We start from the raw sequence: 16,334 nt of genomic DNA, 5'->3' as shown, positions 1-16,334 counted from the left end.
TTCCGCCAGCGGGAGCGGGTTTTCGGGGATAGCCTGGAGATTACCGTGAACAAGATAACTGACAGCGGACCCGTTCCGCCGCCGACACACGCGGCGAACGAGTTCCTTGCCTATGAAACGGAATGCCGCGGCGTCTTGAAGCCGCTGCTGACCGACTTGCTGGACATGGCCGAGTCCGCCGGCTGGAATCGGCGTACCGCTGCCTCGACGCTGATGTTCCTTGCCGCGCAGCATGTGTCGGCGGCTTCGAAAGCATCTGCGGCCGGGTAACTGATTGCTCCGAATTCGAGCCTCGTCTCCCTTTGGCGTGCCAATCGGAGCGAGATGCCGCGCGCCTCTCAGTGGAAGCCATGAAGCTGACAGCGAGAATGGTCAGCTTCGTGGCGCCCGCGTGCAGCCGGCGCATGATGGCCTGGATGCTCCCCTATAAATCAAGGGCGGCGTCCTGATGGCCGCCGCCCTTGGATCGTCCTGCGGATCAGACGCGCAACCATTGTCCGGAATTTACCGTCGACGGCATTGTTTCTTCTTCGACCAGGATGTCCTTCTTCCTGGCGAACTGAACCAAGATCCCACGCGCAGTCTCTGCGTCGATCTCGCCGGTCAGTGCCGCTTTACAAGCGCGGATCGCCGCCCTTTGCTCCGGGCTATTGCCACACCAGTCCATGACGAACTGGTAGGCGTCCACGACGGAGTTCAGTTGGCGCGGAAAGCCAAGCCCGACCCACACGCGTACAGGCTTTTCGAAGGGTTGAGAAAGCATCATATCCTCCCCTTCTCTCAATCAGGCGGCCACACCGCCAGTCTCGCCGGCTTTCGCCCAGGTCATCCGGAGCATCGCCGTGGAGATATTCTGAAGGCTCTTCGCCGAGCGGGCGAAGCCGGCAAACGCGACCTGCGCTTTCTTCATCGGTACTTGACCGTCGAATGCTTGACGGCGTGCTTGCACCGCCGTCTCATCCATCGCGCGATGGCGGTGCCCAGGCCATTTGTCGCGAAAGTGGCAGGCATCCTCCAGACAGGAGATGTCCGGGGTGAGACCTTCCGCGGTTGTGACAAATACAAGGTTCTCGAATGTTCTCTCGCTCATTGAAACCTCCAATGGTTGAACGATTTCAGCTCGTTGAGAAATGGTCGCCCCTGAGATCGGCAACGACCTGAGAAAAATATGTGAAGCTCGATTTTCGGCGTCAAGACGGGTCGCGGCAAAATTGGCGCGCGAGCCGTAATCCTACGACCAGCATGTCTATCGTGGGTCCATCAAGCAACCTTTAAGTGGCACCTGCTTTCGGAAACGCCCCCGGTCAGTTTCATGCAGACCGACATTCGCCTTGGCCCGGCAATTCTTCGTGGTGAAGCTTTGGGCCGAACGGGACCGGGGCGCAGTCACGGCCGCCATTGAGCAATACTACAATCGGCTTGACTTCACCGCAGGAGAGATGGCGGTTTTGGGCTGGTGATGGAGGTCGACCGGATAACCGCAATGCAGGCGCAAAGCTGGGGTCGGCATGACAGCTTGAGCCGCCGCAGCTCGACCCGAAATCACAGGCTGTTTGGTCGCTCCCTCGCGAGCCTTAGAAACGCAGGTCGAAATCCGCCCTCACCCCGTGCTCATGCGATCCGGCGCCCAGCTGGCCCTGATAGGACAACCCGAGGGACGCCGAGCGCGCGATTGCAAAGTCGAACCCGGCCTCGAGCACAGCCGCATTTCTAGCGATCGGCGCCCCGGTGATCGCGAAAACGCTGGAGCCGACGAAGGCCTGGCGGACCGCCGGCGCGATGTCGCCGGAACCATGCCTCCAGCCGACCATTGCGCGTGCCGTCGCAGCGGTTGAGCCGAGATCAAAAGCCATCGACGTACGCACGCCCAGGGTTGTGAACGCGACATCGTTCGAGGCTCTATACACGCCGAGTGCTGCAGCGCCTCCTTGCTCAGCCCCCCCTCGGTACGCACGTTGACGTAGGCCAGATTGGCAAACGGTTCGAAAGCAGCGCGACCGACCTGGAGACTGTAGGCCAGTTCGCCGAAAAGCTGCGTGGTTCCTGCCCTTTGGCTGCCACTCACGCCGTCGATGAAGCCGGGGAACTCCACCTGGCGGCGGCTGTCGATCTCGCTCCACGTATAGGCCAGGCTGGATCGAAGAGCGAGCGCGTCCCATTGTCCCCCTCCATAGATGCCGAAGTGGTAATTGTCGCTGGCTGCAGACGACTTGCGATCCTCGACCTTGAAGGAAGAATGGCTGTAGCCCGCCAGGATGCCCAGACGCCAGGCGTCGGCGGCAAGACCGTCGACGCCTGTGACGAAGCCCCCCGTCGAACGGTCAAGACCAGCCGCATTACCGTCACCGTCCGCGCTGCCCCACGATCCGAACGCTGATCCCCACACCCCATTCAGCTCGGATGCCACAGGTTGCTGCGCTGCTGCGTCTACCGAAGGCAATTGCCCCGCGCCGGCTGTTTCGAAGGCAGCACGGAGGCGGTCGTTTACAGCATCGCGTATAAAATGACTGTCCTCAACCAAGCCCGATATCGCCGAGGCATTCACCTCGCCGGAAAGACTGTCGAAGGCCAGCCGCGCCTCGTCGGCCGTAAGCGGAAGCAGCCGGTTATAGAGCGCAAGCGACTGGCCGTCCTGCCGGAGCGTATCGAGCGCCGCCGCGGTCTGCCCGCGATTGAAGGTGTCGGCAACTTTCGCGAAGACAGGTCCCTGGGGTTTCGCGCCCTTGACGGCGATTTTCAGGTCGACCGCGTTCGCACCATGGACCAGCGTCGCATCCAGGAACGCCGAACGCGACAACACCGCCGGGTCGAAACTGCCTGCAACGCCGCCATCCGCCATCAGGATCATGTAGCTGCGACCGTCTTGATAGCTGGTCGCTGCATCCAATGCGACCACCGCAACTTTCGCGCCGCCAAGTGTGGCCTTGCCCTTGGTCGCAATCCGATCGCTCGTGCCGTTGCCGGCTATCTCGACCTCGTAGGTGGAGCCTGCCGCGAAAGTGACATCGCCGGCCACGCTGAGCGTCCCGATGGAATTGCCCGGAGCGATCGTGCTGCCCTGCCCGGCACTCAGCCTACCCATGGTTCCCTTGCCTTGCAGCCGGGCGCCGGCCATCACATCGATCGAACCTCCGAGTGAACCGTCCACTGACAGGATTCCCTTGGCGACGACGGTCGAACCCTCAAAACCTGAGCTATCGCCGGTAAGGCTCAGCGCACCGGAGCCAGATTTGGTAAATTTGCCATCGCCGGCAATCGTTCCCGCATAGCGCGCGTCCGCCTGCTCGTCGAAGATGACGCTGGCGCTGGAGCCTATTGCGATGTTGCCCCCGAAGCGGTTTGCCGCCGTCGTCAGGCGTCCGGACTCTATCGTCCAATCGAGTGCGGACGCGCCCGTAAGCGTCAGCGCACCCGCGCCGCGTTTGACCATCAAGCCTCGAGTGCCGTCGAGAGAACCGATGTCGCCGGCGAAGGTCCCGTCTATGGCCTGGTCGAAGACCACCGACGCGGCGTTGCCGACATGCCCGGAAATGGACGAGGCATCACCGACGAGGGATCCTGCCTCGACGATCGTGTTGCCGTAGGCGTTGCCGCCGTTCATGAGTTTCAGCGTGCCGAAGCCGGCCTTGATCAGGTCGCCACCGCCCAAGACCTGCCCCGACAAGCCAAGGGCGGTGTTTGCAGCCACGTCGAAGCGGCCGCTCGCAGCGAGCGTCACGGCGCGCCCGGTGTCGAAACTGCGGGTCGTGTTCAATGTACCGCCGGAGAAAGCCAGCCCTCCTGACAGATCCCCCAGATTGGTGTCCGCCGAAACTGTCAGCGTGCCCGCGTCGATGTCTGTGCCGCCGCGATAGCTGTTCGTGCCGGTCAGCACCAGCGTGCCCGCGCCCAGCTGCCTGAGCTTCCCGCTGCCGGAGATGATGCCGCCCATGGCCAGCGTGCCGGAGCGATAGAAGGTGAGTGCACCATGATTGACGATGTCTCCGGCGATCGACCCCTCGTTGCCGCCCTCGCCGATCTGCAGGATGCCGGCGGCAATCGTCGTGCCACCGCTATAAGTGTTGTTGCCCGCCACGACCAACGTGCCATCGCCCATCTTGGTCAGCGATTTCCCATCCCAGCCCGTTGCAGGGTTGGCGATCTGGTCTGTGAGATCGGCGCCGATGGTGAAGCTGTTCGTCGCCTCGGTCAGCGTAAAAGTGCCGTGAGCCAAGTTGTTGTTGGCCGTCCAGCTTAGGTCATAGCTCGCCAGATATTGTTTTCCGTCGGCCGATTTTCTTGTATTTACAGCGAGATAGTCGACGACACCGCTGTAACCACCGACGCTGATCGTGGCAAAATCGCCTTGGATGACCGACGTACTGTCGATCAGCACCTGGTTCACACGGCTCTGATCGGAGATACCGCTGAGATTGAGGCTGACATTCGCTCCTATCCCCAGACCGCCGGTTTTTAACGATGGGTCTGCGCCACTGGCCCTGATCGCGAGCGCGGTCGTGTCGCCGAGGTCGACCCGCCCCCCAACGCTGACGGTTGCTGGCGTGTCGAACGCGACAGCCGCGCCGCTGGCGACCGCGATGGATCCGTCGAGACGCGCCTCGTGAGCGAACTGCAAAGTGCCGCCTGCCACGAGTGTGTCGCCCGTGTAGTTGGCTTTTCCACCGAGCGTCAGCGTACCGGTACCGGACTTGGTGAGACTGCCGCCCGCGGATGCCAAGCCCGTTGCCCAAGTGATGTTCTGGCCGTTGGTGTCGACGTTGTATTGCTGACCGGCGGCAGTCGAGATCCGGCTTGAATAGTCTTCCTGGTTCGCTGTGCTGTATTGCAGCGTGCCGCCGCTGAAGATGAGCGTGCCGGATGTTCCAAGCGCGCCAGCGCTTCCGGCGTTGAGGATGCCGGCAGCCACAGTGGTGCCGCCGGTGTAAGAGTTGTTGCCCGTGAGCACCAGCCTCCCGGTCCCGGACTTGATCAGGCTGCCAGCGCCCGTGGCGTCGTGGATGACAGTGCTTAGCGTTACACCTTCGGCCCCGGTCGCAGCCGGGTCGACGGACAGTGTTCCGGTGATACCGATGTTGCCTTCGATTGTTCCGGTATTGCCGAGCGTCAGGCTGTTCGAACCTCCGGTGAAGACAATCGCGTCGGCCCGAACCGCACCGGCTGCGCCGAGGTTTGCATATCCGCCGGCAATCGTACCATCATTGATGACGGCGATACCGCTGCCAACGATACCCGCGCCGCCAGCCGCTCCGGCGCCGCCATTGCCGCCATGGATCGTCGTGCCGGCGGCCGCAAAGACCGCATTGTTGCCAGCGCCGATGAAATCGACGCCGTTGCCTCCGCGCCCGGAAGCGCCATTACGGTGACCACCTGTACCGCCGTTGCCGCCAGTGCCACCCACGACGGACCCAGCGAGCAGGTTGAGGCTCGACCCCCTCGACCCAAAATAGACACCACCGCCGCCATCACCGCCGCCGCCGCTGGAACCACCAGCGTTCAAGTCGCCATAGCCGGTACCGCCAGCGCCCCCATTGCCTCCTTGCACCGCGCCGGAGACATCGAGCGTCGTGGCCGCTTGCGCCAGGCCGGCACCGTAGCCGCCCGAGCCGCCGCCGCCGCCGGCCCCATAGTTGTTGTATAAAGTCGTTCCGCCATTGCCACCGTTGCCGCCGGTTGCATTCGATATCGCCACTGTGCCGGCTGCGGTCGCCCGAACCCCGCTTCCACCGCCCCCGCCGCCGCCATAGTTGGCATTGCCGCCAGCGCCACCATCGCTTCCAACGGGATTGCCGACATCGCCATCGATACCTGCTGCGCCAGCGGCGCCGGTGTTGGAGCCACCCTTGCCGCCTGCCGCGCCGGCGCCACCACCGCCGCCGCCGCCACGGTAGTACAGCGAGTCTGTACCCGATCCTCCCGTAACGCCGAAAGTCTGGCCAGCGCCTCCGATGCTGTCGTGGTTTCCATCGCCGCCGCGCCCGCCGGCCGATTGCGCGACAGCGTCGTTTGCGATCACCACGACGCCGAAGAGCGCTGTGCAGACAAGCAAGTTTCGACGCCAGGCGCGATCCGCAACAAGCACGGAGCGCGCCCCAGTTCTTGTCGAATTTTGAAAGCTCCCAAGCGACTTCGGAGCACGAGAGCCGGAAGCGACCACGTCAGAAAGAATATGCAATTGAACCACCCAAGCACACGCCGCGGACGCGGCGTCATCCCCATCACAAGCGCGCTTCAAGCATGAGTTCAGCGGGAATGTCAGCAGCCGGGCCAGCCTCGTCGGCTGCCTTGAGACGCTCGGTCAATCATTTGACGAAATATCGAGATTGCACTCGCATGCCTTGGAACGGTAGCAAGGCGTCCAGGACGCCCATCCCGTCGCTTGCGGTGCATCTCGGTTTCGGGTTGGTTTGCGCGTCTTCATCTCGCGTTTGGCGGCGACAAGAATTCCTTTCAACCATGACCATACCCAGGCTCTATTATGTGACCACCGGCCTCGATGACGAAAAGGCCTTCGCGACCTGGAGCGCAGTGCTGTCTCCCCTGTTCGAGCCGAGACCGTGGACACGCAGCAAAAGCTTGCCCACGGGATCGGCGAATGGCGCGATTCTTGGCGATATGGTCATCGCGAAAGTGTCGTTCGCTGCGCAAGCATTTGTCCGAGATGCGCACCGCATCGCGTCGACGCCGGATCACATCTTGCTGCATCTCTATATGAGCGGTGGTTTCAACGGAATGATCTCCGGCGAGCAAACCTCTATCGGACCTGGGAAAGTAGCGGTGATCGACTTGGCACATGAGGTACGGACCCGCGCGTTCGCATCCAATACCTTGACCCTCATTGTGCCCCGACGCGTTCTTGGCTCGATATCGCCGGGTACGCTGAAGCCGCGCCTCGATCCGCGACGCAACGAACTTCTCACCGCCTATATGCGCTCGCTGCAGGAACGCAGTTCCCAGATTTCGCCACACGAGGTTGCGGGCACCGTCTCGAACGCGGCGCAGTTCCTCAGGCGGCTGTTGCTTCAGGAAGACTCTGAGGCCGGAAATTCGCGACATGCCGAGGGCGACCTGCTGTCCTTGGCCGAGGCTGCAATCCGCGACAATCTCGCGGTCGGCAAGCTCTCCCCGGATTTCCTGGCGGAGAAGCTTGGCATCTCGCGAGCAACACTCTATCGGGTCTTTGCTCCGCGCGGCGGTATCATGCGTTACGTTCAGGAGCGCCGGCTCGTCGCTGTGCGAGCAGCCTTGAGTGATCCCCTCGAAACACGCAAACTATCACGAATTGCCTCAGATCTCGGTTTCAACAGCGAAGCCCATTTCAGCCGGGCCTTTCGCCTGCAGTTCGGCACGACCGCGAGTCAATATCGCAAGCTACAGTTCGAGGCATCGACACAGACCCAATTGACCAGCCCGGAAGTTGTAAACCGCTGGTGGATGGACGTGACCAGGGCCCGGCGAGCAAGCGGCGATCTCAACCTATGATCGCCTTCGCCGGTTGCCGTGAAGAGCGCCAGGGCATGGGATGGAACCCGCCGCCGAAGCTGAGCGGGCGCGGTCGTGTCTAGACGGTTGCTGTCGTGATGGAAGGCCATGATCACTAGGCTTGCGCGAGCGCGTAAACCTATGCGGCTTCGCGACGCGGAAGTCAGATCCTGACACGCCCTCCTCAGAAGGAGAGATAATCGCAGCGGTTTACCCGTCTTCACTCGTCCAGACGGGGGCAAACGCGACACCGCGAAGGCCGGCACTCCGAACTTTGTCGACGAAGCTGCCGGTGACGTAGACGGCTGAGGACCGCCGCGGCAGTTTGAAGATCTCGGTGGTTCCGATGATGTCCATTTTGAATACATGCCGCTCGATATCGAGGATGTCGCCGTCGTCGAAATAGACGATGCGAGATTTCTCCTTGTCGAGGGCATCAAGCACGGTAGTGACGTTGAGCAGCCATACGCTTTCGCCCTTCAGCGGCAGAAGTTGCCCGTATTGGGTCAGCACCGGCAATAGAGCTTCCATAGCAGGCTTTTTCAGGATCGGCGCGTGCTCGCCCAGCCAGGGAAAATCGGAATAGCTCGGTTGGTCCGCTCCTTCATCTGTTTCCACTAATCTCATGGCCGGGGGAGCCCAATCCTGGATGATACGTCCGTCCATCGCAAAGAAGGTTTCGAAATCGTCGTCATCGACAGGAAAAATCCATTCTTGATCTTCGAGAACAGCGAACTTGTGGATCGTCATTGGCATTGCTTAACCCTCCTGGTTAAAACTTCGACTGCATCTCGCGAAAGAGCCCTGGGGCAAGGGCGACGAATGCAAAGGCGGCGGCAAGCGGCGCGCAGACATCACGGTGCGTCGCGACGCGACGCCCGTTGAGCGGCTCGAAGCTTGCAAGAAGTGTCCCTCCGGAGCAGACGGAACCGAACCGTCGCGCCTTGCCCACCAGCTTCGGACGCCTTGCTGCGCAGCGAGCATCAGGCAACAGATGTTCGCGCTTGGCACCGGTGACAAGCAGCGTGTTGGCCGCCTCGCGAGTCCGCTCTTCCAGGCTTCGCGTCTCCACATCACCCCACTGCTGCTCATCAAAGACCCGCCCTCGACCGATACGAGGTCGATGGCGTAGAATAGCGGTTTCGCTCAACCCCAGGCAGTGGTTGACACTGGTGACGACAGAAGCTGGCACGGAGATGTCGAGAAGCTCGAAGCCGGGATAAACAACAAGGCGACATTTTTCGGCGAACAGCCAGAAACCCAGTGCATATGCACTACAACCCGAGACTCATCAGGCAGCTTGAAGTTCAACCACGTGGTCGCAGCACATGACGAGACAAGGCAGCCACCGTCGCGGCCAACATGAACAGACCCGCTCCGACAAAATGGACCGACGCAAGGCTGATGTGATCGACCGCAGCACCTCCGATCAAGGCACCGAGTGCAATGGAGAAATTGAATACGCAGACCCAGAGTGAAGTCGCAGCTTCCGCCGCTTCAGGCGCGGCCCGTAGCATCCATGTCTGGAGACTGACTGACACACCACCATAAGCAAATCCCCAACCCAGAACAAACAGGACAGCCGCGATTTGGTGCTGGGCGATTGTCGCTATCGCAATCATCAGAACGGCAAGCGCAAGGCTGATGAGCACCATGGTTGTTGCAACATTGGAAGAGCCCCGCATACCGATCGTGAAGTTGCCGACGATGCCGGCAATGCCGTAGCCAAGCAGGAGCGGTCCGACGAACATGCTTTCGATTCCCATCAGGGATTGGGCAGTTGGGCTGATGTAAGTGTAAGTAGCAAATTGCGCTGCAACCAGCAGCAACGTGACAAGCAATCCCGAAGTTACCGCTCCGCTCCGAAGCTGGGTTGCAAGGACCGTTACGCCGATAGCCCGCTCCGGCCGAAGCCGTGGGATCGCGACCAGCAATCCGACGACGAGAGCACTGCTTGCCGCCAGGGCCATGAACGCGCTGCGCCAGCCCGCATATTCCCCGATCAAGGTACCAATCGGAATACCGAGAACAGACGCAGCGGCAAACGCCACCAAAAATAAGCGAGGTCGCACGCCGCACGGATGCGGCGGGCACAAGACGAGGCGCTAGCCCGCCAGCAATCGCCCAGAAACCGCCAATGCTCAATCCGACGAGAAATCGTGACGCAAGCAGCGTGACGAAGCTCGGAGCAACGGCCGAAAGAATGCTGGCACCGCCCATGAGTCCCATCAAGCCAAGCAGTGCCAGCCGCCTGTCAAGTCCACCGATGGCCATGGGAACCAGCGGCGCCGCGACGGCTGCGATGAAGCCTGGCAGGGTCACCATGAGGCCGGCTTGTCCTTCCGAGATACCGATATCCCGGCTCACGCCCGTCAACAGACCGATCGGCAGCTGCTCGGCCGTCACCACGACGAAAACCCCCATTGCAATGGAGGCTACCCCAAGCCAGGAGCGTGCTGAGGCTGCACCCGCCGCTACGCGCTGGACGTGGAACGCGATCCGGGCGGCACGCGGCCCGACCCGGCGGACGACAAGCCGTGGCTTGCCGTGGTCTCCTTCGCCAACCCGCATGACATCGCCACCTATCCGGCCGGCGCGGCAGCGCAGCCGGTGGAGCTGCCGGGCGGCACCACCATCCAGCCGACGACGCAGTCGATCTTCGGCCCGGTGACGATACCGGCTTGCGGCGACGGGACGCCCGCGCCCGTCGGCGGCACGGCGCGGCTGCCGCTCAACCCGCTCGGCTTCCCGCAGGATTGCGCTTTAGGCGCGCCGACCCAGAACGAGACGCTGGCGGGCAAGCCGAGCTGCCAGCGCGAATATGCCTACAAGATGGGGCTGGCGCTTGCCGCCAAGACATGCTTGAGCCTCGCCCAAAGAGCCGGAGGCGATGCGGAAGAGGTGGCGGCGCTTGCGGTGAAGACCGCACTGCAAAGCTGCATTCCGTTCCAGCTGAGCGACGATCCGGACCTGAACTGCCGGCTGTTCCTGCAGCTCTATGGCTGGCTGCATGCCGTGGTGGACACCCATATCGAGGCCGTGCTGAAGACGCTGGAGGAAACCGGCCAGGCCGACAACACGGTGGTGATCTTCCTGGCCGACCACGGCGAATATGCCGGCGCGCACGGCATGATGATGGAGAAGTGGCACTCGGTCTATGCCGAGGCGCTGCATGTGCCGGTGGTGATCCGCGACCCGCGGCTTGCCGCGCAGGACAGCCGCCAGGTCGACGCCGTGACCAGCCATATCGACATCCTGCCCACCGTGCTCGGCCTTGCCGGCGTCGACGCGGCCGAGCGGCACGCCATCCATAGCCGGCTTGCGCAAAGGCGCCCGGTGCCGCCGCTGCCGGGCATAGACCTGACCCCGCTCATCAAGGGGGAATGGCCGAACGACACGGTGATCGGCCCAGACGGGGAGCCACGCGAAGGCGTGCTGTTCATCACCGACGACGAGATCACCGCGCCGCTGCCCGCGACGCTGGGCCCGCATCAGCGCAAGGCCGAGCAGGACTTCGTCATCTATGCGCAGACCGTCGACGCCGTGCGCGAAGGCATACTGGGCAAGGGCCCGGTGGAAATGACGCCCGGTGCCGTGCGGCAACCCAACCACATACGCTGCGTGCGCACGGCACGCTACAAGCTCGCCCGCTATTTCGACCCTTCGGGACAGGCCGCCCAGGAATGGGAACTGTACGACCTGCGCCACGACCCCAACGAGACGACGAACCTCATCGAGCTCGCCGCGACGCCGCCGACCGCGCGTGCCGATATCGGCGACCGGGATGCTGTGCAGGCCGAGGCAGACCGGCTGGCAATGCTGCTTGAGAAGCTGGAACACCAGTTGCTTTAGGGGACGCGAGCCCGCTGGCTCCGGCCGTGACGCGCCAGCGATCGAACGGAAGCTGAAGCGCGGGCTTCGATGCCGGGATCGCAAACACGTGCTAGCCGCTTCCTGCCGCAGGACAAAGCGGCACTTGCCGCGCGGATTCTGAATCAGGCGTGGGAAGCGGCATAGGTAAAACAGCGCTCGCTATGAGCTGCAAACATATCAATTGTCACAACTATGATCTTCAAACAGATCATACCTCTTTTGACAGAATTAGGAGGAAATGATATCCATTCGTATCATTTTGCTTCAATGAGAAACGTATAGGTATCACCATGCCCTCAGAGTCAGCTGGACTGCTCGAAATAGGCGACCTGCTGAAGCGGGCGCGGCTTGCTGCCTCGCTGACGCAGGAACAGGTCGCCGACATGGCCGGCATATCGCGCCCGCGCTATCGCGACATCGAAACCGGTGTAGCAGCTGCGCGAGCGACCACCCTGGTGAATGTTGCCCGCGCTTTGGGCCTGGAGATGATGCTGATACCACAAGCCATGGTTCCAGCAGTCAACTCCTTACTGCGACCACATGATGATAACGATCTGCCGGCCTTTGTCTCTCAAGCCGAGGAGGACAGTCATGGCCCAGATGCTTAAGGGACCGAAGTCCATCTCCTCGCTCGACGTGCTGTTGAAGGACGTAAAAGTCGGAACGATCGTTAGGACGCCTGGCGATTTCAACGCCTTCAACTTCGAGGAAGCCTACCGCGCGACCGGCGGTTTTCCAGTCCTCAGCCTTTCTTTCCGAGCGGCGACCGGAGGGTTACGGAAGGATCCAAAGCCTCTCGCCGGCGTGCTGCCAGCGTTCTTCGCCAACCTCCTTCCCGAAGACAAACTACGCGAAGCGATGGAAAAGCATCACGCCGGCAATGTGCGCGCAGGAAACGATTTTGATCTACTGGCTGCGCTCGGCGCAGACCTTCCCGGTGCTGTCCGTGTCCTGCCAAGCGATGGCACGGTGGCGGTTGGCGAGGATGCATCAAAGGAAAGGCCAAAAGCCCGTTTCTCACTCGCAGGCGTACAGATGAAACTCTCGGTGATGAAGAACACCGGCAAGGGGGGTGGGTTGACCTTGCCGATGGGCGACGAGCAGGGCCAGTACATCGCCAAGTTCCCGTCGACCGCATTTCCCGGTGTTTCGGAAAACGAGTTCGCCAACCTGGCGCTGGCGGAAGCAATCGGCATGGACGTGCCTGAGCGTGAGCTTGTCGAGAAGTCCGATTTCGAGGGAATTCCCGAGGAATTCGACACCCTTTCGGACGGCAAAGTTCTGCTCGTCAAACGCTTCGACCGCCGTGCGGGTGGCGAGCGCATCCATATCGAGGATTTCGCGCAGGTTTTCGGCATCTATCCCGCGCGCAAATACGAAGGCGCTGCGTATCATGACATTGCTTCCGCATTGAGCGCAGCCGTATCGCCGATCGCGGCGCTCGAATTCGTAAGCCGCCTGGCGTTGACGGTCATCACCGGCAATGGCGATATGCACCTCAAAAACTGGTCCCTGATCTACCGAGGAAATGGTGACAAGCCAGAGCTTGCGCCGGTCTATGACGTTCTATCGACTGTGCCCTATATTCCCGCCGACACGATGGCCCTCTCCCTCGGCGGCGAACGTTCCTTCAAGGCGCTCGCTGCGCCGCGATGGAAGACGTTCGCAAACCGCGCGCGCTTGCCGGAGCCAGCCGTGTTGAAGACGGTGATCAAGGTCGTCGAGCGCGTCAACGAGCATTGGTGGAATCTTCCGGAACGGGCCGTCCTTCCCGAGAAGGTGCTCGAGCGGATCGATGAGCATGTGAAAGCGATGAGCCCAATGCTCGGCACATGCGGTAGATAGTGGAGGAACGACGGGCCGCTCGCAGCCATGTCCGGAATGGGGCCGAAAGCGGACTGACAGGTTTCGGCCGGATTCCGCGGCAAGCGGCCGTTCAGCAATCGGCTCAGGTGTTGTCGTTCGGAACCCAGGACAGTCCTGGACTGGATCTCGAAGCTTCTGCGGCATTTCGGGAACGAGTGTCACATCTTGAGCGTGACCGTCTCGTCCGGCGAGCCTCGTGATGATCATCCGATAAAAAGCTCGCGAGGGCTACGCACGGCCTTGTGGTCTCCCCGCTGGCGGAGCTTTCCCTGCTGGCTTAGGTAACAAGCCCTCCCTCTGCGCGCGCTTTTTAGCCAGCTTATGCGCCCGCCTCACGGCCTCGGCTCGCAACCTGACACGTTTCTCAGAGGGTTTCTCGTAAGCTCTGCGGGCCTTCATTTCGCGAAAGAGCCCTTCGCGCTGCATTTTTTTCTTCAAGACCCGCAGCGCCTGGTCGATGTTGTTGTCTCGTACGAGAACCTGCATTGCATCTCCTTGATGGCCCGCCAGGAGACGGGCTTTCGGCCCATCGGCAAACGGGCCCGTATCGACTCCGGCGGGATTGCGCCTGGTCAGTTCTTCCCCTCCGGGGGTATGATCACGGTTGCCGCAAACCTGGCTTGGTTTCCGAGCGGGCTATCAATTTTTGGCGCCGCTTTTGCCTGTTTCGGTTTCCGGTGTTCGCGATTGCTGCGTTTTTGTCCCCTGGCCATGGCCGAACGTCCTTTCAACGAGATTTTTGTTATCGCTGTGTTTCGGCGTGGAATAAGGACCCCGTTTCAGGGGTGACCGGCGTCCAAAAAGGACCCCTGTAACGCAGGGTTGTCACACTGCCTTCGGTTTCATCGGGGGCATTTGTTTTGGATGTTGGTTGTGGAGACGATTGCGAAGATACGTCGGCTTTCGCTGGTCCAGGGGAAGTCGATCAAGGAGATCTGCCGCGAGTTGAGGATATCGCGGAAGGTTGTCCGGAAGGTGCTGCGGTCGAACGCGACGGAGTTCCGTTACGAGCGTGAGCATCAGCCGATGCCAAAGATCGGCCCCTGGCAGGATCAGCTCGACGGGCTTTTAGGTGGCAATCACGGCAAGGCGGGGCGCGAGCGGCTAACGCTGATCCGAATCTTTGAGGAGCTCCGCGGTCTCGGATACGACGGCAGCTACGACGCGGTTCGCCGATACGCCAAGAGCTGGGCGAAGGCGCAGGGATCAGCGACGGCGGAAGCCTATGTGCCGTTGTTCTTCGCGCCGGGTGAAGCCTACCAGTTCGACTGGAGCCACGAGATCGTCCTCATCAATGGCGTGACTGTGACCGTGAAGGTTGCCCATGTCCGGCTTTGCCACAGCCGCATGATGTTCGTCAGAGCCTATCCGCGCGAGACGCAGGAGATGGTGTTCGACGCGCACGACCGGGCCTTCGCCTTCTTTGGCGGCACCTGCACGCGCGGCATCTACGACAACATGAAGACGGCGGTTGAGACGGTATTCGTCGGCAAGGACCGGCAATACAATCGCCGCTTCCTGCAGATGTGCAGCCATTATCTGGTGCAGCCGGTCGCCTGCACGCCGGCGTCGGGCTGGGAGAAGGGTCAAGTCGAGAACCAGGTCGGGCTGGTGCGCGAGCGCTTCTTCACGCCGCGGCTGCGCTTCAAATCCTATGAGGAACTCAACGCCTGGCTGCTCGACAAATGCATCGCCTACACCAAGACGCACCGTCATATCGATCAGCCGGAGCGCACGATCTGGGAGGTGTTCGAGGAGGAGCGCGGCAAACTTGTCGAGTATCGCGGCCCCTTCGACGGCTTCCACACGGTCCCCGCCTCGGTATCGAAGACCTGCACGGTGCGCTTCGACAACAACAAATACTCGGTGCTGTCGACTGCCGTGGGCCGACCGGTCGAGATCCAGGCCTATGCCAGCAGGATCGTCATCCGGCAGGATGGCGTTGTCGTCGCCGAACACGCCCGTTCGTTCGGGCGCGGTGAGACCATTTACGATCCCTGGCACTATGTCCCCGTGCTCGCCCGCAAGCCCGGCGCATTGCGCAATGGCGCGCCGTTCCAGGACTGGGTTCTGCCCTCGGCGATGGAGCGGACCCGGCGCCGACTGAAGTCCTCGGATGACGGTGATCGCCAGATGGTGGCGATCCTGGCTGCGGTGTTGACCGACGGGATCGATGCCGTGGAGGCCGCCTGCCAAGAGGCGCTCGACCAGAACGTCTGCTCGTCAGCTGTCATCATCAACATTCTGGCGCGGCGGCGCGATCCGGCGCCAGCCATCACCATTCTCACCCCGGACGCTCTTCGCCTGCGCCATGAGCCGCAGGCCGACTGTGCCCGCTACGACAGCCTCAGGAGGGCAAGCTGATGGAACGCACGCAGGTTCTGGATCTGATGGGAACGTTGAAGCTCTACGGCATGCGCAGTGCCTATGACGAGGTTATGGCGACCGGCATCAAGCGCCAGCACGAGCCGCCGAGGATCGTCGGCGATCTGCTGTCGGCCGAGATCGCCGAGAAGCAGGCGCGCTCCATCAAATACCAGCTCACCGTCGCAAAGCTGCCGATCGCCAAGGACATCGAGGAGTTCGACTTCGACGGCACGCCGGTCAACGAGGTGCTGGTCAGGGACCTTGCCAACGGCACCTTCGTCGCCGACCAGCGTAACGCCGTTCTCATCGGCGGCACCGGAACCGGCAAGTCACATCTGGCGATTGCCCTTGCCCGATCCCTCATCCGCAACGGGACGCGCGGTCGCTTCTTCAATGTCGTTGATCTCGTCAACCGGCTCGAGACCGAGCACCGCGGTGGCAAGCAGGGCCGTATCGCTGACTACCTGACCCGATTGGACTTCGTCGTCCTCGACGAACTCGGCTATCTGCCCTTCGCGCAAGCCGGCGGGCAGTTGCTCTTCCACCTGATCAGCAGGCTCTACGAGCGCACCTCGATCATCGTCACCACCAATCTGGCGTTCGGCGAATGGCCCGCTGTCTTCGGCGACGCCAAGATGACGACGGCGCTGCTCGACCGGCTCACCCATCACTGCGAGATCATCGAGACCGGAAACGAATCCTGGCGATTCAAGAACCGCGCCTGATCACCCCATAACGCCGATCCGCGC

Annotated in this window: 13 protein-coding genes and 1 pseudogene; 7 read left to right on the top strand and 7 right to left on the bottom strand. The window is 61.9% G+C overall.

The genetic code is table 11. From position 1 onward, the window contains the following. Positions 1–45 precede the first annotated feature (45 nt). Positions 46–270 carry a hypothetical protein gene (locus tag AO692_RS14500; RefSeq protein WP_054310828.1) on the top strand — a complete coding sequence of 75 codons (225 nt, stop codon included), beginning with the start codon at positions 46–48 and terminating at the stop codon, positions 268–270. Between the two features lie 208 nt (positions 271–478). Here the strand turns inward: AO692_RS14500 and AO692_RS14495 are convergent, their stop codons facing one another. The 3 genes from AO692_RS14495 to AO692_RS32790 form a co-directional block, all read right to left on the bottom strand. Further along, positions 479–763 carry a DUF982 domain-containing protein gene (locus AO692_RS14495; protein ID WP_054310827.1) on the bottom strand — a complete coding sequence of 95 codons (285 nt, stop codon included), beginning with the start codon at positions 761–763 and terminating at the stop codon, positions 479–481. Positions 764–784: 21 nt separating this feature from the next. Next, positions 785–1,090, bottom strand: a complete 306-nt coding sequence (locus AO692_RS14490; protein WP_054310767.1) for a DUF982 domain-containing protein — start codon at positions 1,088–1,090, stop codon at positions 785–787. 510 nt (positions 1,091–1,600) lie between these two features. Beyond that, the gene (locus AO692_RS32790) at positions 1,601–6,046 is read right to left on the bottom strand and encodes an autotransporter outer membrane beta-barrel domain-containing protein (RefSeq protein WP_054310766.1); all 4,446 of its coding nucleotides are present in this window, start codon (positions 6,044–6,046) and stop codon (positions 1,601–1,603) included. Between the two features lie 407 nt (positions 6,047–6,453). On the opposite strand from AO692_RS32790, the gene AO692_RS14480 reads away from it, so the two are divergent. Further along, positions 6,454–7,479: a helix-turn-helix domain-containing protein gene (locus tag AO692_RS14480; protein ID WP_082407380.1), complete on the top strand. Its 1,026-nt coding sequence runs from the start codon at positions 6,454–6,456 to the stop codon at positions 7,477–7,479. A gap of 210 nt (positions 7,480–7,689) precedes the next feature. Here the strand turns inward: AO692_RS14480 and AO692_RS14475 are convergent, their stop codons facing one another. The 3 genes from AO692_RS14475 to AO692_RS32260 all read right to left on the bottom strand — a co-directional run bounded on the left by AO692_RS14475 (position 7,690) and on the right by AO692_RS32260 (position 9,530). Beyond that, positions 7,690–8,235 carry a DUF1629 domain-containing protein gene (locus AO692_RS14475; RefSeq protein ID WP_054310765.1) on the bottom strand — a complete coding sequence of 182 codons (546 nt, stop codon included), beginning with the start codon at positions 8,233–8,235 and terminating at the stop codon, positions 7,690–7,692. A 16-nt stretch (positions 8,236–8,251) separates the two neighbouring features. After that, on the bottom strand, positions 8,252–8,671 hold the full coding sequence (locus tag AO692_RS14470; protein ID WP_152979842.1) for a hypothetical protein: 420 nt from the start codon (positions 8,669–8,671) through the stop codon (positions 8,252–8,254). 115 nt (positions 8,672–8,786) lie between these two features. After that, positions 8,787–9,530: an MFS transporter gene (locus AO692_RS32260; RefSeq protein WP_280138618.1), complete on the bottom strand. Its 744-nt coding sequence runs from the start codon at positions 9,528–9,530 to the stop codon at positions 8,787–8,789. A gap of 436 nt (positions 9,531–9,966) precedes the next feature. Here AO692_RS32260 and AO692_RS14460 point away from each other — a divergent pair, with 436 nt between their 5' ends. From AO692_RS14460 to AO692_RS14450, 3 genes are all read left to right on the top strand, one after another. Then, complete coding sequence (locus AO692_RS14460) at positions 9,967–11,331, top strand: sulfatase-like hydrolase/transferase (protein WP_054310762.1); 1,365 nt, start codon at positions 9,967–9,969, stop codon at positions 11,329–11,331. Positions 11,332–11,642: 311 nt separating this feature from the next. Next, positions 11,643–11,960: a helix-turn-helix transcriptional regulator gene (locus tag AO692_RS32255; protein WP_082407378.1), complete on the top strand. Its 318-nt coding sequence runs from the start codon at positions 11,643–11,645 to the stop codon at positions 11,958–11,960. Continuing rightward, on the top strand, positions 11,944–13,197 hold the full coding sequence (locus tag AO692_RS14450; protein WP_054310760.1) for a HipA domain-containing protein: 1,254 nt from the start codon (positions 11,944–11,946) through the stop codon (positions 13,195–13,197). The genes AO692_RS32255 and AO692_RS14450 overlap by 17 nt, the downstream gene beginning before the upstream one ends. Positions 13,198–13,446: 249 nt before the next feature. On the opposite strand, the gene rpsU is transcribed toward AO692_RS14450, so the two are convergent. After that, on the bottom strand, positions 13,447–13,704 hold the full coding sequence (gene rpsU, locus AO692_RS14445) for a 30S ribosomal protein S21 (protein ID WP_054310759.1): 258 nt from the start codon (positions 13,702–13,704) through the stop codon (positions 13,447–13,449). A 378-nt stretch (positions 13,705–14,082) separates the two neighbouring features. On the opposite strand from rpsU, the pseudogene istA reads away from it, so the two are divergent. Both istA and istB read left to right on the top strand, forming a co-directional pair. Beyond that, a pseudogene (istA, locus tag AO692_RS14435) lies at positions 14,083–15,649 on the top strand (IS21 family transposase). Then, positions 15,582–16,310 carry an IS21-like element helper ATPase IstB gene (gene istB / locus AO692_RS14430; RefSeq protein WP_054308547.1) on the top strand — a complete coding sequence of 243 codons (729 nt, stop codon included), beginning with the start codon at positions 15,582–15,584 and terminating at the stop codon, positions 16,308–16,310. Before istA ends, istB begins: the two are co-directional and overlap by 68 nt. The last annotated feature ends 24 nt before the right edge of the window (positions 16,311–16,334 follow it).

This window comes from Mesorhizobium sp. 1M-11 (genome assembly GCF_001303895.1).
In the GTDB taxonomy this organism is placed as follows: Bacteria; Pseudomonadota; Alphaproteobacteria; order Rhizobiales; family Rhizobiaceae; genus Mesorhizobium.
The sequence above is the reverse complement of the archived record's forward strand: the minus strand, read 5'-3'. Positions and strand labels throughout refer to the sequence as shown.